This window comes from Massilia sp. UYP34, assembly GCF_056279385.1.
Genome location: NZ_JBWBRF010000024.1, coordinates 31536 through 52869, shown reverse-complemented (window position 1 = coordinate 52869; position 21334 = coordinate 31536). Strand labels below are relative to the sequence as shown.

Here is a 21334-nt window from a genome sequence, read left to right as displayed (position 1 = left end):
GGGGTTTCATCATGACGGCACTCGCTGGCTTGGTTCGATGTCAGGATTTTACCCAGCCGCAGGCGTCTCGGCCGAGGTTTTTAGAGGTGGCCTTAGGCCATGTCTACAGTTTCCAGAGAATCTTTTTCGAATCGATCCCCCAATCGGACCCGATATGCGGAAGAACTTGAGACAACCTGGGCCGGGACTGGCCCAAAACGATGCTGTCCTCGCGGCTGGAAACCAACGGCTGCGGGAGCACAAGCTGATCGACATCGGTCCGGCGGTGGAGTGCAGTCGGGTGACGACTCTTCTCGGGCGGCCTTACCCGGTCCAGTTTCGACATCAAGGCGCAATCGATGCCTGGACGCGGGCGCTCGGGACGACCGAGGTCTGGCGTCGCTGGCAAGATCCAGGCACGCTGTGTTGGCAGATCAGGAAGGAGATCCTGCGGCAGTTCGAACTCGCACGTCCCGAGCGCCCGCTATCGGGGGTGATGGCCGAGATGCTCGCCGAGGATATGCAAAGGCTCGCGGTCGAGATCAGCGTGAACCTGAAATACCATTTGCAAAAAGGGACGGTGATCGAGGCTACGCCGGCACTGGAAACGCTGTTGACGCACTCGGACGTGGCCTCAGTCTGCCGATGAGCATGGTGGCGCCCCCTTATCGCGCCCAGTACCTGCGCTTCGGAGAAACGGCGATGCGTTACCTGAAGGTGCCGGTTGCACAGGCTGCCGACCATTTCTTCGACGGGGTGTTCTGTTTCCTGACGCCGCCCGCCGAGCCTTGCGCCGCCGGGGAGGCGCGCTGGACTCTGGAACTCGTCTTCGCCAGCAAGCGCCGGGATCTCTACAGGGGCCATGTCTCGCTGCTCGGCGAGACCGACAGGGGAAGCACCACGGTAGGCGAATGGTTGACCAGGGTGCTTGGCGCCGTCAAGGAGCAGCGGGACGGGGAGTTCCATCGGCCGATGTACGCTGCGGTCAGCTACGTGGTGAGGGTGTTCCTGTACATGGCGTTGAAACAGGCGCGCGTGACCGAGCACCGGGACCACGGCGAGGCACTGCGCCGCGCCGCCGGCCTGGGTGAGCGCAAGCGCGCCAAACTCTTGCAGAGATCGGCTTCCCTGTACGACGGCATTACCGTCGGTCCCGAGTCTCTGCCGTCAAGCGCTTCGGCTTGCGCGTCTGGAGGTGGCGTGACCCCGCACTGGCGCCGTGGGCACTTCCGGATGCAGCCCTGCGGTGCCGGCAACCAGCAGCGTAAGCTCATCTTTGTCGCGCCGGTGCTGGTGCATGCGGAGCATCTGCAGGGCGAGGTGCCCACGCCAAAATCCTACCGGGCCGGCGCGGGCGCAGTCACTGCGGCTTGATCCATGCCTAGCCCCTGTGATTGGCAGGACGCGGGTACCGGCAGGTGCAGCATGGCCTTGATTTCGGGGCGGCGGGCGACGCCATTCGTCCCGGTCAGGAACGTGCTCCAGCCAAGCCGGCGTGGCGTCGCCCTCGTGCTCAGCGTGAAGCGTTCGATGCAGGGAGGCGCCAGCAGCAGCCGTAGTTCGTAACGCACCGTTGGCGTCGCAAACAGGCTGGCCATCTCCGCCAGGGCCGCCAGCGTACTTCCCCCAGGAAGAAAACCCTGGACCTGAGCCTCATCCAGAGGGCCAATGTGCAGTCGGGCGCGCAGGTCGTGGCGCCACTGGCGCACGCCGAGCGCCGCACTGCTGCCCAGCGTCGGCGCCGTGACGCCGAGCGTACTGCGCCGGTTCAAGGGGACCGGCGCCCAACAGCCCACGAACTGCTCCAGTTGGACCGGAAGCCCGAAGTAGGCGCTCAACACCTGTTCGACCGTGCCTGCCGAAACCGGCCGGGTCCTGAGCAGGCCCGAGAAGTAGGCTGCCGTCTCCTGCCTTACCTGAGTGGCCGGATACGTGCGTCCGATGGCGGAGGTGGATTTCACGCCCGCCATGGCGGTCAGCATGGGAAGCAGGCGGTCCTGGCCCTGGACGTCGAGGCTATGCTCGACCCGGTACTTGGCCCAGGCTTCGTAGAACAGCCCAATCAGGCGGTTCGACAGCACGTCGAGCAGTTCGCGCTGGTTCGCGTCGCCGTCATGCGCCTTGCGGGCGGCGATCCGCTCGGTATCGTGGAGGGGAAGGGTGCCGCCGGCACCCAGCAGTCCAATGAATGCCGGCGTGATCCGGATGCGTTTCAGTCCGCCCTTGCGCAGGGAGGCAAGAGAATCCGGCACGTCCGGCTCGACCTCGAGCGAATGCACTTCGCTGGCCGGGAACGAGAGGGACAGGTTGTTCTGGAACCTGAGCACCTCGCGCATGGCACGCTCGTAGGGAATGCCCTGGCGCCGCAGTTCGCGCAGCAGGAGGTTGAGTAGCTGCGTGAATTCGAACTGGTGCGGTTCGGCCAGCAGCACGCCGATCACACTAGATTCATGCGTCCGCTTCGTGGCTTGCATCGGAACAGTTCCTTTCCGCTTTGCTGAGACAGGATGACGAGTTCGACAAAGCTGTTGATATGCACGTATAGCGCGAAGAACTGGTCGAGGACCTGCACGAACAAATGCAGGCCGGCGCCGGCGTAGGCTTCTTCGTCGAGCGTGAGGCGGATCTCGGTGCCATGCACCAGGGAGGAGCCGCGTTTGTGCCGCATCCAGGCCGTGGTCTCGCTCTGATCGAGGGCGACAATGCCGCCGATCTGCCGGCGCGAGACCGGCGACGGTGCGAAGTCGTACAGTGCCAGCATCTCCCGCAGGCCGTGCGCCCCTTCCAGCACCAGCGAATGATGGTTGAGCGCGAGGTGCGAGATCAGGCGCCAGTGCATGCCGGGTGTGTGCGCCAGCCGAACCGGACGCGTCGGCCTGCGCAACAGGCGGATCACGTTGCCACCCGTTGCACCGGGAACGGCCAAGTCTCCGTCCGGCGCGCCGATCTTGAGCGAGCATGGCAGGTCGCGGTTGGTGCAATTCAGATCGATGGACAGGACGTTGCGTTCTATTTCGAGCGGCTCGCAGTCGGCGTTGACGAGTGTGATCGATTTCTCATGGCCGGGACTGCAAATGGCAAGGGTTTCGTCATGGCGCATCAGCCAGTAGCGTCCACGTCCGGTGAGGCTTTCGTCGCCGTGCTGAAGCGAATAAAAGGGGCGAAATTCGGTGACGGTCGTGCCCGAGCCTTGCTGGCGCACCAAGTGCACCTGGTCGACCGAGTACACCTCGTACGCTTGCGGATGATTGCCGTGGGCCAGCAGGGTGTAGTCGGCCGACAGCTGGTCATAGGTGATCGGCACGCCCGGTTGCCTGAACAGGTTCACGACCGGCGTGCAGCCGGGCAGAAGATGCTGTTTGGACAGGCTCGCCAGCATTCGCGCCTTGTCGCCCTCGGGACGAATGTCGGCGATCGCCAGGCGCAGCGTGAAATGCGTGCGGCCGGCGGGTACACGTGCAAGCAACGCCCGGATGTCAACGTCGAGGAAATTGAATTTCTCGGGAAAAGCAAAGTACTCGGCGAGAATGCGGTAGGCCGTGTGGGAACGTGCATCAAACGGAACGAGCGCATCATCGTCAGCGAATCCTGCGGGCGTGACGGGAATGACCGGCAACCGTTCCCAGGGCCCGTCGTCTTCCAGTTGAAGATACGCGCACCGGGTGTACATGAATAAGGCATCGCGTAGTGCCGCGCAGAACGACGCATCGCCATCGGCGTACAGGCGTATGGCGGCAGCCGTGGAAGCGCAGAGCGGCTCACCTGGCCGCGCCGATGCGAACTTCATCGTCAGCGTGGCGCCGACGCCCGCGGGCAGGCGGGTAGCGACAGGTGCGCAGACGGCGGTGTCGAAGCTCGCGTCAAGCAGCACGACGGCCGAAGGCTTGACGTCGTAGACGGTCTTGAAGGTGCAAGCGACGCCGGCTACTGGCGTGGATGCGAGCAGGGCGCCACGAGGCATGTCGGGAATCGTTCCTGATTCTTCTTTTCCGCCTGGCTCTCCCAGCACGCGCGCGATCGCGCACGAGGGAAAAGGTCGCAGGTAATGAGGAAACAGCAGATTGAGCAGCGCCTCGGTGAACTGCGGATACGAATCGTCCACGCGCTTCGCGACGCGTGCGCTGAGCAAGGCGACGCCCTGGATCAAGCGTTCCACGTGCGGGTCGTCGCACGTGTCTCCGCCCAGCTGCAGTTTCGCCGCGACCTTGGGGTAGCGCTGCGCATACTCCCGGCACAGCGACCTGAGGGTGACGAGCTCGCGCTCGTACTTCGTGAACAGTTCATCCATGGGATCGGTGCTTTTCGCGTTCTAGTCCGTGCCTTCGATCGAATACTGCTGGAGGGAAGGCCGGAACACGGCGTTGAAGGACATCGGTTCGCCCAAGTGCGCGCCTTTGAGGCGGGCGGTGATGACGAAGTCGACGCGGTTGATCGCCCCCTGTCTCGGTCGCAGTGTCACCGCCACCTGATGCAGTCGCGGCTCGTGGCGGACGATTGCCATCTGGACGGCTTTGCAGATTTCCTGCTGATCGTCGTCGCTGCCCATACACATGCTGGCGAAGTCGATGAGGCCATAGTTCACGATCGATCCGGATACTGCCGAATAGGATTCCAGCGACGCCAGCGACAGCGCCGACCGGGTATTGAGGAGCGCCTGCAGGTCGCGCGTGACGCTGCGCATGGCTTCTTCCATTGCCCGCGCGCGCGTTTCGCGCTTGTTGCCCGATGGCGGGGCGTCATCCTCGTCGAGGCGATCGAACAAGCCGCGGGTAAAACCTTGCATGGTGTTCTCCTCCAAGGGGCCGGAAGCGACCACGGCAGCCATTATCGAGCCTTGCATGTGAAAAACGTTGCGCATCCACAATGGAGTGACGTGCGCAGGCCATTGGCACAACAGGATGAGCAAGATCAACGACTTCGACGAGTTGCGAAGTCATGCTTCCAAGAATCTGTCTGGTAAAAAACACTTCGAGGAGGAGCTCATGAGCGCGGCATCCAAGATCATGTGGTTGGAAGGCCTGACGTTAGGTCCGCAACATTTCCAGCGCCAGGATCTGTACCACGAAGCGCGGCTCAAGCGGATAGCCTCGGCCCTGAACCCGTACTTCTGGGGCGTGTGCGCGGTGCAATGGAATCTGGCCGGGCTGGGCAATAGCCGTCTTGGTGCGAGCGCGATGTCGATCATTTTCCCGGATGGGGAAATCTACGAGGCGCCCGAAGCCGACCTGTTGCCTGAGGCGGTCGACCTCTCGCGCCTGCCGGCTGACATCAGTACGTTCACGTTTTACGCCGCGCTTGCCCTCGTCAAGCCGCACGGCGGCAATGCGGACGAGAATGGGCGCTACGTGTGCCGCGAAATCGAAACAGTCGATCTGTTCAGCGAGGCCCTGGCGATCGAAGTGCCGTTCCTCAAAAAGCAGCCGAGGTTAATTACACACGCCGAGACGAGTGGCCTGCATGACAGCGTTCCCGTGGTTCGGATCCGGCGCGCGCCGGAAGGCGGTTTCGAGATAGACCCTTCATTCATTCCACCGAGCGTGACGATCGGCGCCGCCCCGGCCCTTCGCGGCTTGCTGGATGAACTGGTCAGCGTGATGACAGCGAAGATCGAATCGCTTCAGCGTACGCACCGCAAGGCGAGCAGCGAAGTGTACGAAGTCGGCGCGGGCGACATTTCGTCGTGGTGGATGCTCAATATCCTGAGCACGGCCAACGCCCAGCTGATGCACTGCGCCCGGTCCCCGGGATTGCATCCGGAAGCCATGTTTCGGCAAATGCTATCTGCCGTGGGCGGCCTGATGACGTTTTCCGACCGCTTCAAGACAGCCGATCTGCCGGCCTACCGTCACGAAGCGCTGGGTGAGGCGTTTACGGAGCTCGATGGATTGTTGCGCGATCTGGTCGATACGGTGATCGGGACAAAATATTTCATCATTCCGCTGGTCGCCGAGCAGGGCCGGCGTGCGTATTCGCATGCGGTGCTGGACCCGGCAAAAGTCACGCAACAGACACAGCTATGCCTGGCAGTCACCGCCGATATGCCGGGACTCGAACTGGTGGCGACGGTCCCCATCCGGCTCAAGGTTGCCGCACCCGATGCCATCGAAAGTATTGTCAAGTCGGCGTTGCCGGGTGTGCCGCTGGCGCATATGCCTCAGGTACCGCCGGCGATCCCGGTGCGGCCCAATACCTATTACTTTTCGTTGTCGACGAAGAGCGTGCTGTATGAAAAGACCTTGGAAGCCGGGGCGCTGGCGGTGTACGTCCCGGATGGCATCCCGGGACTGAAGATCGAGCTGATCGCCATTGCCTGATCCGGGCCAAGGCTGACGTCGGCCGGCGTATTACGCATCAATGCTCTCGGATTGCGAATATTTATGATCGTGCTTGCGTCGCATCGGCTGCGACCGGGAAGAATTCCGCAATGTTACCCAGGGTTCCATGGGTTCCCTGCGGCGTTGATGACCCGGTAGGGAATCTCGACGACGTCAGGGTACGACCTGCAGGAGATGGGCGGCTGGAAGTCAGCCGCGATAGTGCGGCGGTATGCGCACCTGGCGCCGGCGCAGATGGCGCGTCACGCAGCGGTAGTAGATGGGCTGCTGCGCGTCACAAGCACGGCACAGTAGGTAGAAGAGGGGACTGCCGCAGATACAAAAAAAGCGTCACGATCACTCGTAACGCCTTGATTTGATACTGCAAATTCGTGGTAGGCCGTGCGTGGCTCGAACACGCGACCAACGGATTAAAAGTCCGCTGCTCTACCAACTGAGCTAACGACCCGAAAGAGGCAGCATTATAGCCGACGCTTCCGGTTCGCGCCAGGGCTATCTGATATTTTCGACATGAACACAGGTCACGACAGCGCGGACGTCACCTTCAGCACCTCATCCGCCGTCGTCACACCCTCGACCACTTTCATCGCCCCCGCAATGCGCAGCGGCTTCATCCCATCCTTCACGCTCTGCTCGCGCAAGGTCCGCATCTCGCCAGATTCGCGGATCAGGCGTCCGAACCCTTCGCTCACCGTCAGCAGCTCATAAATGCCGGTCCGCCCACGATACCCGGTCTGCCGGCATTCCGGACATCCCACCGGCCGGTACACGGTCGACGGCTTCGCGATCTTCCACGCCCCGCCGATGCCGTCCCACACCTCGTCGCTCAATTCCCCGCCCGGCGCCTTGCAGACCGGGCAGAGCGTGCGCACCAGCCGCTGCGCCATCACGCCGATCAAGGTGGCTTCCAGCAGATAATCCGGCACCCCCAGTTCCAGCAGGCGCACCACCGCCGACGGCGCATCGTTGGTATGCAGGGTCGACAACACCAGGTGTCCCGTCAGCGCCGCCTGGATTGCCATCTCGGCCGTTTCCAGGTCGCGGATCTCGCCCACCATGATGATGTCGGGGTCCTGCCGCATCAGCGAGCGCACGCCATCGGCAAACGACAGGTCGATCCCCGGCTGCACCTGCATCTGGTTGAACGCGGGTTCCACCATCTCGATCGGATCCTCGACCGTGCACACGTTCACTTCGCTCGTGGCCAGCGCTTTCAGGGTGGTGTACAAGGTCGTGGTCTTGCCCGATCCCGTCGGCCCCGTCACCAGAATGATCCCGTGCGGGCGCTGCGTCAGCGCATCCCAGCGCTCTGCATCATCAGGCGGGAAACCCAGTTCCGGCAGGGTCTTGACCACAACTTCCGGATCGAAGATGCGCATCACCAGTTTTTCGCCAAAGGCGGTCGGCATCGTCGACAGCCGCAATTCCACTTCCTGGCCGCCGGCGGTGCGCGTCTTGATGCGGCCATCCTGGGGCCGGCGTTTTTCGATCACGTCCATCCGCCCCAAGAGCTTGATGCGCGCGGTCATCGCGATCATCACTGCCGCCGGCACCTGATAGACCTGGTGCAGCACCCCATCGATGCGAAAACGCACGGTCGCGAATTCGCGCTTGGGTTCGAGGTGGATGTCCGAGGCGCGCTGCTCGAAGGCGTAACCCCAGAGCCAGTCGACGATATTGACGATGTGCTGGTCGTTGGCGTCGAACTGCTTGTTCGATTTTCCCAGTTCGACCAGCTGCTCGAAGTTGTTGCGCATCGCGACGTCCTGCCCGCTGCTGCGGGCGGCGTCACGGATCGACTTGGCCAGCGCGAAGAACTGCGCGATGTACTGGGCGATGTCGAGCGGATTGGCCAGCACGAGCTCGATGCGGCGGCGCGCGACCTTGGCGATCTCGGGTTCCCATTCGGTCAGCGACGGATCGGCGGTCGCCACCACCAGCGTGGTCGCCGTCATTTCCACCGGCAGGATATTGAAGCGCGCCGCGTAGCTGGCCGACATCACGTCCGCCACCTTGGTGAAATCGATCCTGAGCGGGTCGATGCGGATGAAAGGCAGGCCCACCTTGGCCGCGCACCATTCGGTCAGCACATCCAGCGTCAGCAGCCGGTGCGGCGGCAGGTTCGACACCAGTTTGCACTGCGCCACCGCCGTCAGCGGATGCATGATGCCCGGCGCATTTTTCAGGATGCCCTGGGCCCGGGCGAAATCGGCTTTGACGGTGTCCTTGGTGACGATCCCGTCGGTCAGCAGCCACGAGAAAATCGATTGCAGGTCGAGCTTGCGCAGGCTGGCGGGTTTTTGCGGGATGGCGTTCACGGTGGCCCTGGCTGAATGGTCAATCGGTGGCGAGCAATCCCTTGACCCAGGATTTGGCAGGCAGCTTGGTTTGCGCCACGATCTGCGCGGCGCGCGCCTCGAGCGCGTCCTTGTCGAGCGTGGGGCGGGTCTTGAAGCACAGCGCCACCACGTTCCCGTCGTGCACCTCGGGCAGGCAGATCACGTGGCCGAAGGCGAACTTCATCGCCTTCAGGTTCTTGGCGAAGCTTGGATGGTCGCCGAACAGGTTGACGGTCATGATGCCGTCCTGCGTCAGGCAGGCGGCGCAGGCCTGGTAGAACTCGGGCGTGTCGAGCACCGGGCCGCGCGCGGTGGCGTCGTACAGGTCGCACTGCAGCACGTCATAGGCCTCATGGTTGGCCGGATCCCCGACGAAGTCGAGCGCATCCATCTCCAGCACGCGCAGGCGCGCGTCCTCGGGCGGCAGCTTGAACATCGCGTTGCAGATCGTGATCACCGACGCGTTGAGCTCGACGGCGGTCACGCTCGCTTGCGGGAACTGGCGATAGCAGAACTTGGTCAGGGCGGCCGTCCCCAGGCCGAGCTGGGCAATGGCCTGCGGCGCCTCGATGAACAGCATCCACGCCATCATCTGCTGCGCGTATTCGAGCTCGAGCCAGTCGGGCTTGCGCAGGCGCATGGCGCCCTGGACCCATTCGGTGCCGAAGTGGAGGTAACGGACACCGTTCTGTTCGGACAGCGTGACGGGTGCGAATGTCGGCTTGCGCGCGGGACGGCGCGAGGATTCGACTTGTTCGATGGATTTGCGTTTGATGAGCATAGAGAAGCCTGATGGAATCGCCCTATTATCGGGGGACGGGTTCCCCCAGCGCAAGCTCGGGGCCGAATACGACAACGCGGCCTCATGGGCCGCGTTGCTCGATTCTCAACGGTTCGCCGATGCGCGATCAGTACTGGCTGTATGCCTGCTGCCCGTTGTAGCTGTCCAGCGGCTCGACCGAGACGCGCAGGCGCACGCGGTTGCCCGGATCGCGGTTCATCAGCGACGTGTAGGTCTGGCCGCGGTATTCATACGTCACGTTGTAGCCGGCGGTGCGCGACTCGATCGCTTCCACGGTGCGGCATTGCTGCACCGCTTGTTCTTGCACGGTGCTGCCGACCGGGCGGCCATTGTTCTGCACGCGGTCGCCCACCATGGCGCCAGCGATCGCGCCGGCCGCCGATGCGGCGACTTTACCGTTGCCACCGCCGACCTGGCTGCCCAGCAGGGCGCCGGCGATACCGCCGATGATCGTGCCGCCGGCGCCGCGTTCCTGCTGCACCGGCACTTGCACGTAGTCGGTGCGGCATTCCTGGCGTGGGGTACGCACCTGCTCGAGGCGCGGCTCGACGCGCACCACGCGGCCGAAGTCCTCGAAGTCGGCGGCCTGGGCCAGCGGCAGGGTGGCGACGCCGAGGGCCGAGATGATCAATTTGGCTTGCAAGTTCATGGGAGTACCTCGTTGAGTGGTGCGACTTGATTCGTCGATTGGTTGCAGACTTCATGGTACGCCTATCGCAAAAAACCATCGAATCCACGTGGCAACAAAATGTAACAGCGAATAAAGCCTGGTCCAACACGCGCCAGAATGAAACCGGCCCCCGGAAGGGCGTTTCTGTGTCACATATGTACGTACCGATTCTTACAAATGGGCATCGGAAACTCACATTTGGGTTGCTTCCAATACCACAAAACGTTACCCTTACACAAATCATGGACTTATTGGCGTATAGCAACGACAGCGAGGTAAGAAGCAGCAGCGCTCCCCAGCGCCGCGAGGGGTGGCGCGATGGCGCGTTATTGACAGGTCGATTTGAGGAAAAAATGAGTTTGTTGATGAGAGTGGCGCCAAATCTTGTTCAAGCCATTCGCGCGTTTCGCGTTGCCGATTTGCAACAGGAGGCTGGGCGACTCGGACATCATTTCCTGTACGCCCACTGCGCCAATACGCTCACCAAGCAGCAGGTGTGCGCCCGCATCGGCGAGAATTTTTATTTCCCCAAACCGTGCAGCAAGAATTTCGATGCGCTGCGCACCTGCCTGACCGAGACCATCCACGAGGCCGGCCCCCAGCCGGGCTTCATCGTCGTGCTCGAGCAACTGCCGAGCGCGCAGAAGTTCGACAAGGAAGCGCGCGAAAACCTGCTCGACGTGTTCCGCGACGCGGCCGAATTCTGGGCCGAGAAAAAGGTGCCGTTCCGCGTGTTCTACTCGTTCGCGACGGTCCCGCCGACCGCCTGAGTCCCTCGAAACCCTCCCCGTAAGGGACCCGAGGGCTGCGGCCGGCAGCCGTCCTTACGGTACAATGCCGGCTATGAAAAACATCGTGATTCTCATCTCCGGCCGCGGAAGCAATATGGAAGCGGTCGTGCGCGCGCTCGATGCCGAAGGTTGGCCGGCCCGCATTGCAGCGGTGATCAGCAACAAGCCCGACGCCGGCGGCCTGGCGTTTGCCCAGTCGCGCGGCATCCCGACCGCCGTGGTGTCGAACACCGATTTCGCCACCCGCGCCGAATTCGACGCCAGACTGCAGGAAGTGATCGACACCTTCCAGCCCGACCTGGTCGTGCTGGCCGGCTTCATGCGCATCCTGACCGCGCCATTCGTGGAACACTATGCGGGCCGGATGCTGAACATCCACCCGTCGCTGCTGCCCCTGTTCCCGGGGCTGCACACGCACCAGCAGGCGCTCGACGCCGGCATGCTTGAGCACGGCGCGACCGTGCATTTCGTCACCGCCGAACTCGATCATGGCCCGTCGGTGCTGCAGGCCAGGATCCCGGTCCTGCCGGGCGACACGCCGGACCTGCTGGCCGAGCGCCTGCTGGCCGAGGAACACAAGCTCTACCCACGCGCCGTACGCCTGTTCGTCGAAGACCGCCTGGTCATCGAAGACGGCGCGGTGCGCATCGTCGCGCCCACGGACCACCCCCAGGCCGACGCCATCAGTATTTAATCAAGGATTTACATGAGATTGCCTCCAGCGATCGTCGCCAAGACCGAAGAAGTCTTGCGCGAGATTCTCCGTTTTACCTCGCCTGCCGATGTCACCCTGTCGCGCTTCTTCAAGGACAATCCACGCTTCGGCGGCCGCGAGCGCGGCGTCATCGCCGAAGCCGTGTACGCCGTGCTGCGCAATAAATCGTTCTTCACCGACTTCGCCGGCCATGGCAACACGCCATCGATGCGCAAGCTGGCCCTGCTGGGCCTGGCCGAGACCGTCGGCATCGACAGCATCGGCGGCCTGAGCGACGACGAGACCGATTTCCTCACCCGCATCAAGGAAGTCGACCGCAACCTGCTGCCGGGCCCGATCCGCGCCAATCTGCCGCAATGGCTGTTCGACAAGCTGGTGGCCCAGTTCGGCGAGCAGGAAGCGTTCGAGCTGGCGGCGGTGCTGAACACCCCGGCGCCGCTGGACCTGCGCGTCAATTCCATCAAGGCCGAGCGCGACGACGTGATCGCCCAGCTGGCGCAAGCGCCGATCGTGGCCGAGCCGATGCCGTTCGCGCCGCTGGGCCTGCGCGTGCAAAAGAAGCCGGCGCTGCAAAACCTGCCGCTGTTCAAGGAAGGCGCGATCGAAGTGCAGGACGAGGGCAGTCAGGTGCTGGCCCAGATCGTCGGCGCGCGCCGCGGCGAGATGGTGGTCGACTTCTGCGCCGGCGCCGGCGGCAAGACGCTGGCCCTGGGAGCGCTGATGCGCAATACCGGCCGCCTGTATGCGTTCGACGTGTCCGAGAAGCGCCTGACCAAACTGAAGCCGCGCATGGCGCGCAGCGGCCTGTCGAACGTGCATCCGGTGGTGATCGCGCACGAGCGCGATGCCAAGGTCAAGCGCCTGGCCGGCAAGATCGACCGCGTGCTGGTCGATGCGCCGTGCTCGGGCCTGGGCACCCTGCGCCGCAACCCGGACGTCAAGTGGCGCCAGCAGCCGGGCGCCATCGCCGAGATGCAGGAGAAGCAAGCTTCGATCCTGGACGCGGCCTCGCGCCTGGTCAAGAACGGCGGCCGCCTGGTGTACGCCACCTGCAGCCTGCTGAACGAAGAGAATGACTTCATCGTCGACGGCTTCCTGGCCAAGCATGACGACTTCGAGCTGGTGCCCATGCGCCAGGTGCTGGCCGAGCAGAAGATCGCGCTCGAAATGGACGACTACCTGAAACTGCTGCCGCACAAGCACCAGACCGACGGCTTCTTCGCCGCCGTCCTGCAGCGCAAGGCGCTGGTCAAGCCGGCCAAGGTCGTCGCCGCTGACGACGCCGACGCGGACGCCGCCGCCGCTGACGTCAGGGCCGAGTAAGGAGTCGCGATGCCGCTGTCCGACCTGGTGAGCGTTCTGCTGGACGATGCGCGCCGTCCCGCCATCGCCTGGCAGATCGTCGCCCTCGTCCTGTGCGTGGCGCTGGGCTGGGGCCTGGCGCGGCTGATCCACCGTTCGCTGCTGAAAGACCGGGCCCAGACGGCCGGCCTGATCAGTGTCGGCCTGGGCAGCTTCAGCCGCGTGCTGTGGCCGCTCCTGACCGTCGGACTGCTGGCGCTGGCCAAGACCGTGCTGGCGCAGTACCAGGGCGTGTCGCTGCTGCGCGTGGCCCTGCCGCTGTTCATGTCGCTGGCGGTGATCCGCACCTTCTTCTACCTGCTGCGGCGCGCTTTCGCGCGCCACGGCCAGCTGGGGGCGGCATTGCAGACCTTCGAGAAGGTGTTCGCCTTCGTGGTCTGGATCGTCGTCGCCATGCACCTGACCGGCATCCTGCCGGACGTGATGCGGGCACTCGAAAATACCGTGCTACCGGTCGGCAAGAACAAGATTTCGATCGCCGACCTGCTGCAGGGCGCGATCTCGATCGTCGTGCTCATGATACTGGCGCTGTGGGCCGGCGCCTCGCTCGAAGAACGCCTGATGGGTTTCGAGCGCATGCACAGCTCGCTGCGGGTGGCGATGGCGCGCGTGGGCCGCGCGGCCCTGATCCTGGTCGCCGTGCTGTTCAGCCTGTCGCTGGCCGGACTCGACCTGACCGTGCTGTCGGTATTCGGCGGCGCGCTGGGCGTCGGCCTGGGGCTGGGCATGCAGCGCATCGCCAGCAACTACGTGTCCGGTTTCATCATCCTGTTCGAGCGCAGCCTGTCGATCGGCGATCCGATTACGCTGGACAAGTATTCCGGCAAGGTGGCGCGCATCAATACCCGGTACACCGTGCTGCGCGGCGCCGACGGCACCCAGACCCTGCTGCCGAACGAGATGCTGATCACGGGCGTGGTGCAGAACCAGTCGGGCGCCAACCGCAACGTGCGCGCGGTCACCAAGCTGGTCGTGTCCTATGACAGCGACTTGTCGGTGGTGATGCCGCTGCTGGAAGCGCAGCCGCAGGGTGTGGCGCGCGTGCTCGAGACGCCGGCGCCGAACGTGCTGCTCAATGGTTTCGTGGCCGACGGCTACGAGCTCGAACTGGGCTTCTGGCTGGGCGACCCCGAGAACGGGCAGGGCGGTCCGATCTCCGACGTGAATCGCAAGATCTACGCACTTGTGCATTCCGGCGCGATCAAACTCGGACATCCGTCGATGGACACGCGGCTGCTCGACGCCCATATTACGAAGGTGGTGGGGCGGACTCCTCAGGAATAAGGCCGGGACAAGACCGGGACTGGCGCAAATTTGGGCGAGTAAAACTGCCGTGCGGCAGTAGAACCACGTAAAATGCCCGGTTGAGATGTGCGATCACGGTGGTTGCACATCGGATAAGCCCTTTGGAGACTGAATGAATTTCTTTGACGACGCCCTGCACGCCGTGCTGTCGTTCCTGTCGACCGGCCTGCTCGATTTCTCGGCATGGCAAGTCGTGATTTATACGCTGGTGGTGACCCATATCACGATCGCCGCCGTGACGATCTACCTGCATCGTCACCAGGCGCACCGTGCGCTCGACCTGCATCCGATCCCGAGCCACTTCTTCCGCTTCTGGCTGTGGCTGACCACCGGCCAGGTCACCAAGGAGTGGGCGGCGATCCACCGCAAGCACCACGCCAAGTGCGACACCGAAGAAGACCCGCACAGCCCGCAGACGCGCGGCATCCGCAAGGTGCTGTTCGAAGGCGCCGAACTGTACCGCGCCGAAAGCAAGGTCAAGGAAACCATGGACAAGTATGGCCATGGCACGCCGGACGACTGGATCGAACGCCATGTGTACACCGGCCGCAGCACGCTCGGCGTGGTTTCGCTGCTGGTGATCAACGTCGCCCTGTTCGGCGTGCTCGGCCTGACCGTGTGGGCGATCCAGATGATGTGGATCCCGATCACGGCGGCCGGCATCATCAATGGCCTGGGCCACTGGTGGGGTTATCGCAACTACGATTGCAACGATGCCGCGACCAATATCTTCCCGTGGGGCATCCTGATCGGTGGCGAAGAGTTGCACAACAACCACCACACCTATGCCACCTCGGCCAAGCTGTCGAGCAAATGGTATGAGTTCGACCTGGGTTGGGCGTATATCCGCATGCTGGAAACGGTCGGCCTGGCCAAGGTGAAGAAGGTGGCGCCGAAGCCGAAGCTGGCCAAGGACAAGGCGCAAGCCGACTTCGACACCCTGCAGTCGGTGATCGCCAACCGCTACGACGTGATGGCCAAGTACGCCAAGTCGGTACGCCACGCTTTCCACGAAGAATTCGAGCACCTCAAGCACAAGGCGCAACTGGAATCGCGCTTCCTGAAAAGCTCGCGCAAGCTGATGCAGCGCGAGCCGGCCAAGCTGGAATCGTCGCAGAAGCAGCAGCTGGTCGAGCTGTTCCGGCACAGCAAGGCGCTGGAAACCATGCACAACATGCGCGTCGAACTGGGCGCGATCTGGGAGCGTTCGCATTCGACCCGCGACCAGCTGCTGCACCAGCTGCAGGACTGGTGCAACCGCGCCGAAGCCTCGGGCATCAAGGCGCTGCAGGAGTTCTCGATGCGCCTGCGCACCTATGCCTGACCGACTGCGTCGCTAGGGGTATACAACAACGGCTTCTTCGGAAGCCGTTGTCGTTGGTGGCTTACGCGCTGCGCCGCAGCGGCGGCCAGGTCAGGTAAGTCAGCGCCCGCCACACCCATTCGAGCGGCCCGTACTGGAAGCGCGCCAGCCACCAGTGGCTGAACACGATCTGCAGCGCGCACAACAGCAGCGCGATGCCGACCTGTTCGCTCCTGCAGATGCCCCACCAGCCGAGCCCATGGGCGTAGAACAGCAGGGAAAACACCAGCGACTGCATCAGGTAATTGCTCAGCGCCATGCGGCCAAACGGCGCCAGCATGCGCACCCGGGCCAGGACGCCGCTGCCGTGCAGCGCCAGCAGCACCGCCGCGACGTAGCCGAGCGAGGCGGGCAGGCTGCCCAGGGTCATCAAGGCGTTCGCCAGGTCGTAGCCGCCGTCGTCGACGCCGGGAGGACGGCCGGTGCTGATCAGGCTGCTGAGCAGGCCAAGCCCGACCCCGAAGCCGATCCCGCCCACGGCCAGGCGCTGGAACAGACGCACATGGCGTCCGGCGTTGGCGATCACGCCGGAGCGCACGAACCAGACCCCGACCAGGAACACGCTCACGCCGACCACCACGAAGCCGGTTTCATCGCGCATGCGCGCCTCCAGGTGGCCCAGGCGCATCGCCACCGCGTCCGCGTAGCCGCCATTGGTGAGCACCTGCTTTTCTTCGATGCTGCGCGCCGTGCGCTCGCGGTATTGCAAGAGGGTGGCGGACGCGGCGTCGGTCTGTTCGCCGGTGGCGCTGGTGACGCTGGAGACGGGCCCTGACTGGGGCGCGAAGTGACGCACCGCGCCGTCGAGCGAAGTGAGGCCATAGGTGAGCACGAAGATCGCGACGCCGGCGCGCAGCGGCCGCGCCCGTTCTGGCTGGTCAAAGCCCCAGGCCAGCAGTCCGAGCAGCACGAGGGCCGCCCCGATCGCCAGCAGCGCCCCCATATCGCCCTTGCCGCCGGCGAAGTCGAGCATGGCCGCCAGCAGCATCAGGCTGCCCGGGACGATCGCCACCAGCGGGAACAGCGCGCGCTGCTCGCTGCGCAGGTACACGCCCACCAGGCCGGTGAACACGAGTGGCGTGACCAGCCAGCCGGCAAAGCCGAAGCCCGGCAGCTGGGCCAGCAGGAAGCAAGCGGCCAGCGCGCCGATCAGCCAGCGCGCGCGGGCGAACAGCATCAGCATCAGGGCCAGCGCGCCGATCGCATAGCTGATCAGGATGTCGCCGCTCCACAGCAGCAGGTAGTGCAGCAGGCCGAACAGGCCGAGGACGGCGATCCGGCGGCCATAGGCAGGCAGGAAGGGACGCTCGGCCGTGCGCGAGCGTTCCAGCATCAGGGCGAAGCCCATGCCGAACAGCAGCGAGAAAATGGTCCAGAACTTGCCGCTGACAACATAAGCGACGAGGAAGGCGGTCAGCCAGTCCAGGCCGTGCAGCCCGGCCGGGATGCCGTTGCCGGATTCGGCCACCGGGCGGTTGAAGAATTCGACGTTGGCGATGCAGATGCCGATCAGCGCGAAGCCGCGCAAGACATCGAGGGCATCGAGACGGTCGTGGGTGGGGATGGGAACGAAGGTGGAGGAGGAAGGCGAACTGGTCATTCCCCGATGGTAGCGCGGATTGACGGGACAACAAAAAACCGCCGGGCTTGCGCGCCGGCGGCTTCGTCAAGAAGACAAGATCGATTATTTGATCTTGGTTTCCTTGTAGATCACGTGCTTGCGTGCCTTCGGGTCGAATTTGGTGATTTCCATCTTCGCCGGCATCGTGCGCTTGTTCTTGGTGGTGGTGTAGAAGTGACCGGTACCTGCGGTCGATTCCAGCTTGATTTTGTCGCGGCCAGTTTTTGCCATGATAGCTCCCTAATTAAACTTTTTCGCCGCGGGCGCGCATGTCGGCCAGCACGACGTCGATGCCGAGCTTGTCGATCACGCGCAGGCCGGCGTTCGACAGACGCAGCGAAACCCAACGGTTTTCGGATTCGACGTAGATACGACGGTTCTGCAGGTTAGGCAGGAAACGACGCTTCGTTTTGTTGTTAGCGTGGGAGACGTTGTTACCAACCATCACACCCTTGCCGGTTACTTGGCAAACACGTGCCATAGTGCACTCCTTAAATATGTTCCAGAATTGGAAAAACGAGAGTATAGCGTGAAAAGCAAAGCGGAATCAATCACTTACGAAAAACAAAGGTGTCTTAACGCAGTGGAAAAATTTAACAATTCCCGATGAGTGTCGTAACTCGCTGTTTACGCTGTGTAATTTCAAGCAAATATGAGGGGCTGCGCCCGGACGCGGGCGCGGCCCGTTGAGGTTTATCGGTCACAGCTGTCCATTCTCGGCAAACGAGTGCACCTGGTTGCCCGCCACCACGAAGTGGTCCAGCACCCGGATGTCGACCAGCGCCAGCGCCTGCACCAGCGCGCCGGTCAGGCGCAGATCGGCCTCGCTCGGCTCGGCCACGCCGGACGGGTGGTTGTGCGCCAGGATCACCGCCGCGGCATTCCTGCGCAGCGCTGCCTTGACCACCTCTCTTGGATAGACGCTCGTCTGCGTGAGCGTGCCCCTGAACATCTCTTCGCAATTGATCAGGCGATTTTTCACGTCCAGGAACAGGACCATGAACGATTCATGCGTCTGCAGCGCGAACTGGCTGCGCAGGAAGTGGCGCACCGCTTCGGGCGAGCACAGCGCTTCGCGCCGGAACTGCTCGGCCACCGCGCGCCGCGCCAGCTCGAGCGCGGCCTGCAGTTGCGCGTACTTGGCCGGTCCCAGGCCGTGCAGCCGGCCGAACTCGCCCGATTCGGCATGCAGCAGCCGGTGCAGCGAGCCGAAGTGCGCCAGCGTGTCGCCCGCCAGCGTCACCGCGCTCTTGCCGGCCACGCCCACGCGCAGGAAGATGGCCAGCAATTCGGTGTCCGACAGCGCATGCGCTCCATCGCGCAGCAGGCGCTCGCGCGGACGGTCTTGTTCGGGCCAATCGCAAATTCCCATGTTTGATTCCTCGCCAAAAAAAGAGGCAGCCAAGGCGCAAGCCGCGCGCGTGGCTTACAATAGCGGTTTGCCTGATCAGGTATGCCCGTCACCACAAAGAACATGTCCAACGCTGCTCCCGTCGTCAACGAATCCTCTTACCTGACTCTGCATTACCGTCTGGCAGTTGCCGGTGGTTCTGATGTGATCACGACCTTCAATGGCACGCCCGCCACCTTGCTGCTGGGCCAGGGCCAGTTGGCGCCCTTCCTCGAGGCGCTCCTGATCGGCCTGCCGGAAGGCACGCACCAGACCTTCGAGCTCAGCGCTGCCCAAGCGTTCGGCGAGCGTAACCCGGAGCTGATCCAGTCGGTGTCGAAGGCGACCCTGGAAGACAATTCGGTGCCCGGCACCGAATACAACGTGGGCGAAGTGGTCGAGTTCAATGCGCCGAAGGGCGGCCGCTTCGCCGGCGTGCTGCTCGAATTGCGCGACGATGCGGCGCTGTTCGATTTCAACCACCCGATGGCTGGCCGCGCCCTGCAATTCGAGGTGAAACTGATTTCGGTTCTGTAAGAATGACAGGAACAATCATGGAAAACGAAATTCTGCTGGCCCAGCCGCGCGGCTTCTGCGCCGGCGTCGATCGCGCGATCGAGATCGTCGAGCGCGCCTTGAAACAATTCGGCGCGCCGATCTACGTGCGCCACGAGATCGTGCACAACGCCTACGTGGTCGAAGACCTGCGCACCAAGGGCGCGATCTTCATCGAGGAACTCGAAGACGTCCCGCCTGGCAACACCCTGGTGTTCTCGGCCCACGGCGTCTCGAAGGCCGTGCGCGCCGACGCCGAGGCGCGCGGGCTCTCCATCTTCGACGCCACCTGTCCGCTGGTGACCAAGGTCCACGTCGAAGTCGCCAAGATGCGCAAGCAAGGCGCCGAGATCATCATGATCGGCCACGACGGCCATCCCGAGGTCGAAGGCACCATGGGCCAGGCCGAAGAGGGCATGCACCTGGTCGAGACGGTCGACGACGTGCAAAAATTGCAGGTGCGTAATCCCGACCTGCTGGCCTATGTGTCGCAGACGACCCTGTCGGTCGACGACACCCTGGACATCATCGCCGCGCTCAAGGTGCGCTTCCCGAACATCATCGAGCCGAAGAAGGGCGACATCTGCTACGCCACCACCAACCGCCAGGAAGCCGTGAAGTTCATGGCGCCGCAGGTCGAGGTCGTGGTCGTCGTGGGCAGCCCGAACAGCTCGAACTCGAACCGCCTGCGCGAAGTGGCCGAAAAAATGGGCACGCCGGCCTATATGGTGGACAACGCCGGCAACATCGACCCCAGCTGGATCGCCGGCAAGAAGCGGATCGGCGTGACCGCCGGCGCCTCGGCGCCCGAGGTGCTGGTGCAGGCCGTGATCGACCGCCTGAAGGAACTGGGCGCGGCCAGCGTGCGCGCGCTCGAAGGCGTCGAGGAGCACGTGACCTTCCCGCTGCCGAAAGGCCTGGACGGCGCACGGACCGAGCCGGCAGCGCCTGCTACCTGAACTTTATTTCTCGTTTTCTCAGAAAACAAAATTTGCTACCGTAGCGATTTACCGTGATTAGTTTTCCAAGAGCCAAGTTATGATGGCGGGCTCGGAAAATTTGTCATGGTGAGCAGACCATGAGCGGCACTTCGGGAGTCATCCCGCAGTGCCGTTTTTACTGGTCGCTTCACTCGATACAGGCAGCTCAATACAGGCGGAACGATGGAAACCTTTATTCAACAGCTACTGAACGGCCTGGTGCTGGGCAGTATGTATGCGCTGGTCGCGCTCGGCTACACGATGGTGTACGGCGTGCTCAACCTGATCAACTTCGCCCATGGCGACGTGCTGATGATCGGCGCCATGATCGGCCTGACGATCCTGCAATTGCTCGAGGCTTATATTCCCGGCTTGCCGGGCTATGTCCAGCTGGCGGCCGCCATCCTCGGCGCGATTCCCCTCACCATGCTGGTCAGCATCCTGATCGAGCGCGTCGCCTACCGCCGCCTGCGCGATGCGCCGCGCCTGGCGCCCCTGATCACGGCGATCGGCGTCTCGATCCTGTTGCAGACCTTCGCCATGATGATCTGGGGCCGCAGCCCGCTCCCGTTCCCGCAACTGCTGTCGTCCGAACCGATCATGATTGGCGGGGCCATGATCTCGCAGACGCAAGTGCTGCTGCTGGTGCTGGCAGCCGTCGCCATGGGCGCCCTGGTGCTGCTGGTCGAGCGCACCAAGATGGGCCGCGCGATGCGCGCGGTGGCCGAGAACCCGCGCGTGGCCGGCCTGATGGGCGTGGACGCGAACCGCGTGATCGTCGCCACCTTCGCCATCGGCGCCGCGCTGGCGGCCGTCGCCGGCGTGATGTGGGGCGCCAACTATGCGTCGATCACCTTCACCATGGGCGTGCTGCCGGGCCTGAAGGCCTTCTGCGCCGCGGTGCTGGGCGGGATCGGCAACATCTATGGCGCCATGCTCGGCGGCCTGCTGCTCGGGATCATCGAAGCGCTCGGCGCCGGCTACATCGGCGACCTGACCGGCGGCTTCCTCGGCAGCCACTACCAGGACATCTTCGCCTTCGTGGTGCTGATCCTGGTCCTGACCCTGCGTCCGTCCGGCATCATGGGCGAGCGCGTGGCCGACCGCGCCTGACCACGAGGAGAACA

General features: G+C 63.6%; 21 protein-coding genes and 1 tRNA gene. 11 read left to right on the top strand and 11 right to left on the bottom strand.

Annotation, left to right across the window (positions count from 1 at the left end; all coding sequences use genetic code 11):
• Together ACZ9AQ_RS22165 and ACZ9AQ_RS22160 are read left to right on the top strand one after the other, a co-directional pair.
• The coding region (locus ACZ9AQ_RS22165) for a hypothetical protein (RefSeq protein WP_429206787.1) at positions 1 to 628 on the top strand (628 nt) is incomplete at its 5' end.
• Positions 625 to 1353 (top strand): AcrVA2 family anti-CRISPR protein, encoded by a 729-nt coding sequence (locus ACZ9AQ_RS22160; protein ID WP_476108396.1) that lies wholly within the window; start codon positions 625 to 627, stop codon positions 1351 to 1353. The genes ACZ9AQ_RS22165 and ACZ9AQ_RS22160, both read left to right, overlap by 4 nt.
• On the opposite strand, the gene tssG is transcribed toward ACZ9AQ_RS22160, so the two are convergent.
• From tssG to tssE, 3 genes are read right to left on the bottom strand one after another with little or no spacing between them, the layout of a single operon-like run.
• Positions 1317 to 2453, bottom strand: coding sequence for a type VI secretion system baseplate subunit TssG (gene tssG / locus ACZ9AQ_RS22155; RefSeq protein ID WP_429206789.1), 1137 nt, complete (start codon positions 2451 to 2453; stop codon positions 1317 to 1319). The genes ACZ9AQ_RS22160 and tssG overlap by 37 nt on opposite strands.
• Positions 2417 to 4267: a type VI secretion system baseplate subunit TssF gene (tssF, locus tag ACZ9AQ_RS22150; protein ID WP_429206790.1), complete on the bottom strand. Its 1851-nt coding sequence runs from the start codon at positions 4265 to 4267 to the stop codon at positions 2417 to 2419. Before tssF ends, tssG begins: the two co-directional genes overlap by 37 nt.
• 21 nt (positions 4268 to 4288) lie before the next feature.
• Entirely contained in the window at positions 4289 to 4762 is a 474-nt protein-coding gene (gene tssE / locus ACZ9AQ_RS22145; RefSeq protein WP_429206791.1) for a type VI secretion system baseplate subunit TssE, read from the bottom strand.
• Positions 4763 to 4877: 115 nt separating this feature from the next.
• Here tssE and tssK point away from each other — a divergent pair, with 115 nt between their 5' ends.
• Complete coding sequence (gene tssK, locus ACZ9AQ_RS22140) at positions 4878 to 6293, top strand: type VI secretion system baseplate subunit TssK (RefSeq protein ID WP_429206792.1); 1416 nt, start codon at positions 4878 to 4880, stop codon at positions 6291 to 6293.
• A 393-nt stretch (positions 6294 to 6686) separates the two neighbouring features.
• Here the strand turns inward: tssK and ACZ9AQ_RS22135 are convergent.
• From ACZ9AQ_RS22135 to ACZ9AQ_RS22120, 4 genes are all read right to left on the bottom strand, one after another.
• Positions 6687 to 6762: transfer RNA gene (locus ACZ9AQ_RS22135), tRNA-Lys, on the bottom strand.
• Between the two features lie 73 nt (positions 6763 to 6835).
• Positions 6836 to 8632: a type IV pilus assembly ATPase TfpB gene (tfpB, locus tag ACZ9AQ_RS22130; RefSeq protein WP_429206793.1), complete on the bottom strand. Its 1797-nt coding sequence runs from the start codon at positions 8630 to 8632 to the stop codon at positions 6836 to 6838.
• A gap of 19 nt (positions 8633 to 8651) precedes the next feature.
• Entirely contained in the window at positions 8652 to 9434 is a 783-nt protein-coding gene (locus ACZ9AQ_RS22125) for a spermine/spermidine synthase domain-containing protein (protein ID WP_429206794.1), read from the bottom strand.
• A gap of 127 nt (positions 9435 to 9561) precedes the next feature.
• Positions 9562 to 10104 carry a glycine zipper 2TM domain-containing protein gene (locus ACZ9AQ_RS22120; RefSeq protein WP_429206795.1) on the bottom strand — a complete coding sequence of 181 codons (543 nt, stop codon included), beginning with the start codon at positions 10102 to 10104 and terminating at the stop codon, positions 9562 to 9564.
• A 263-nt stretch (positions 10105 to 10367) separates the two neighbouring features.
• On the opposite strand from ACZ9AQ_RS22120, the gene ACZ9AQ_RS22115 reads away from it, so the two are divergent.
• The 5 genes from ACZ9AQ_RS22115 to ACZ9AQ_RS22095 all read left to right on the top strand — a co-directional run bounded on the left by ACZ9AQ_RS22115 (position 10368) and on the right by ACZ9AQ_RS22095 (position 15622).
• Positions 10368 to 10895 (top strand): barstar family protein, encoded by a 528-nt coding sequence (locus ACZ9AQ_RS22115; RefSeq protein ID WP_429206835.1) that lies wholly within the window; start codon positions 10368 to 10370, stop codon positions 10893 to 10895.
• Between the two features lie 73 nt (positions 10896 to 10968).
• Positions 10969 to 11610 (top strand): phosphoribosylglycinamide formyltransferase, encoded by a 642-nt coding sequence (purN, locus tag ACZ9AQ_RS22110; RefSeq protein ID WP_429206796.1) that lies wholly within the window; start codon positions 10969 to 10971, stop codon positions 11608 to 11610.
• Positions 11611 to 11622: 12 nt separating this feature from the next.
• On the top strand, positions 11623 to 12954 hold the full coding sequence (locus ACZ9AQ_RS22105) for an RsmB/NOP family class I SAM-dependent RNA methyltransferase (protein WP_429206797.1): 1332 nt from the start codon (positions 11623 to 11625) through the stop codon (positions 12952 to 12954).
• Positions 12955 to 12963: 9 nt separating this feature from the next.
• Entirely contained in the window at positions 12964 to 14277 is a 1314-nt protein-coding gene (locus tag ACZ9AQ_RS22100; RefSeq protein WP_429206798.1) for a mechanosensitive ion channel family protein, read from the top strand.
• 133 nt (positions 14278 to 14410) lie between these two features.
• Positions 14411 to 15622, top strand: a complete 1212-nt coding sequence (locus tag ACZ9AQ_RS22095) for a DesA family fatty acid desaturase (protein ID WP_429206799.1) — start codon at positions 14411 to 14413, stop codon at positions 15620 to 15622.
• A gap of 61 nt (positions 15623 to 15683) precedes the next feature.
• Here the strand turns inward: ACZ9AQ_RS22095 and ACZ9AQ_RS22090 are convergent, their stop codons facing one another.
• The 4 genes from ACZ9AQ_RS22090 to radC all read right to left on the bottom strand — a co-directional run bounded on the left by ACZ9AQ_RS22090 (position 15684) and on the right by radC (position 18654).
• Positions 15684 to 17261 carry a DUF418 domain-containing protein gene (locus ACZ9AQ_RS22090; RefSeq protein WP_429206800.1) on the bottom strand — a complete coding sequence of 526 codons (1578 nt, stop codon included), beginning with the start codon at positions 17259 to 17261 and terminating at the stop codon, positions 15684 to 15686.
• A gap of 84 nt (positions 17262 to 17345) precedes the next feature.
• Entirely contained in the window at positions 17346 to 17513 is a 168-nt protein-coding gene (rpmG, locus tag ACZ9AQ_RS22085; protein ID WP_005665735.1) for a 50S ribosomal protein L33, read from the bottom strand.
• Between the two features lie 13 nt (positions 17514 to 17526).
• Positions 17527 to 17763, bottom strand: a complete 237-nt coding sequence (gene rpmB, locus ACZ9AQ_RS22080; RefSeq protein WP_123069134.1) for a 50S ribosomal protein L28 — start codon at positions 17761 to 17763, stop codon at positions 17527 to 17529.
• 219 nt (positions 17764 to 17982) lie between these two features.
• The gene (gene radC, locus ACZ9AQ_RS22075) at positions 17983 to 18654 is read right to left on the bottom strand and encodes a RadC family protein (protein ID WP_429206801.1); all 672 of its coding nucleotides are present in this window, start codon (positions 18652 to 18654) and stop codon (positions 17983 to 17985) included.
• Between the two features lie 102 nt (positions 18655 to 18756).
• Between radC and ACZ9AQ_RS22070 the strand changes: the two genes are divergently transcribed.
• The 3 genes from ACZ9AQ_RS22070 to ACZ9AQ_RS22060 all read left to right on the top strand — a co-directional run bounded on the left by ACZ9AQ_RS22070 (position 18757) and on the right by ACZ9AQ_RS22060 (position 21320).
• On the top strand, positions 18757 to 19209 hold the full coding sequence (locus ACZ9AQ_RS22070) for an FKBP-type peptidyl-prolyl cis-trans isomerase (protein ID WP_429206836.1): 453 nt from the start codon (positions 18757 to 18759) through the stop codon (positions 19207 to 19209).
• A 17-nt stretch (positions 19210 to 19226) separates the two neighbouring features.
• Positions 19227 to 20186: a 4-hydroxy-3-methylbut-2-enyl diphosphate reductase gene (gene ispH, locus ACZ9AQ_RS22065; RefSeq protein WP_429206802.1), complete on the top strand. Its 960-nt coding sequence runs from the start codon at positions 19227 to 19229 to the stop codon at positions 20184 to 20186.
• Between the two features lie 204 nt (positions 20187 to 20390).
• Positions 20391 to 21320 (top strand): branched-chain amino acid ABC transporter permease, encoded by a 930-nt coding sequence (locus ACZ9AQ_RS22060; protein ID WP_429206803.1) that lies wholly within the window; start codon positions 20391 to 20393, stop codon positions 21318 to 21320.
• The last annotated feature ends 14 nt before the right edge of the window (positions 21321 to 21334 follow it).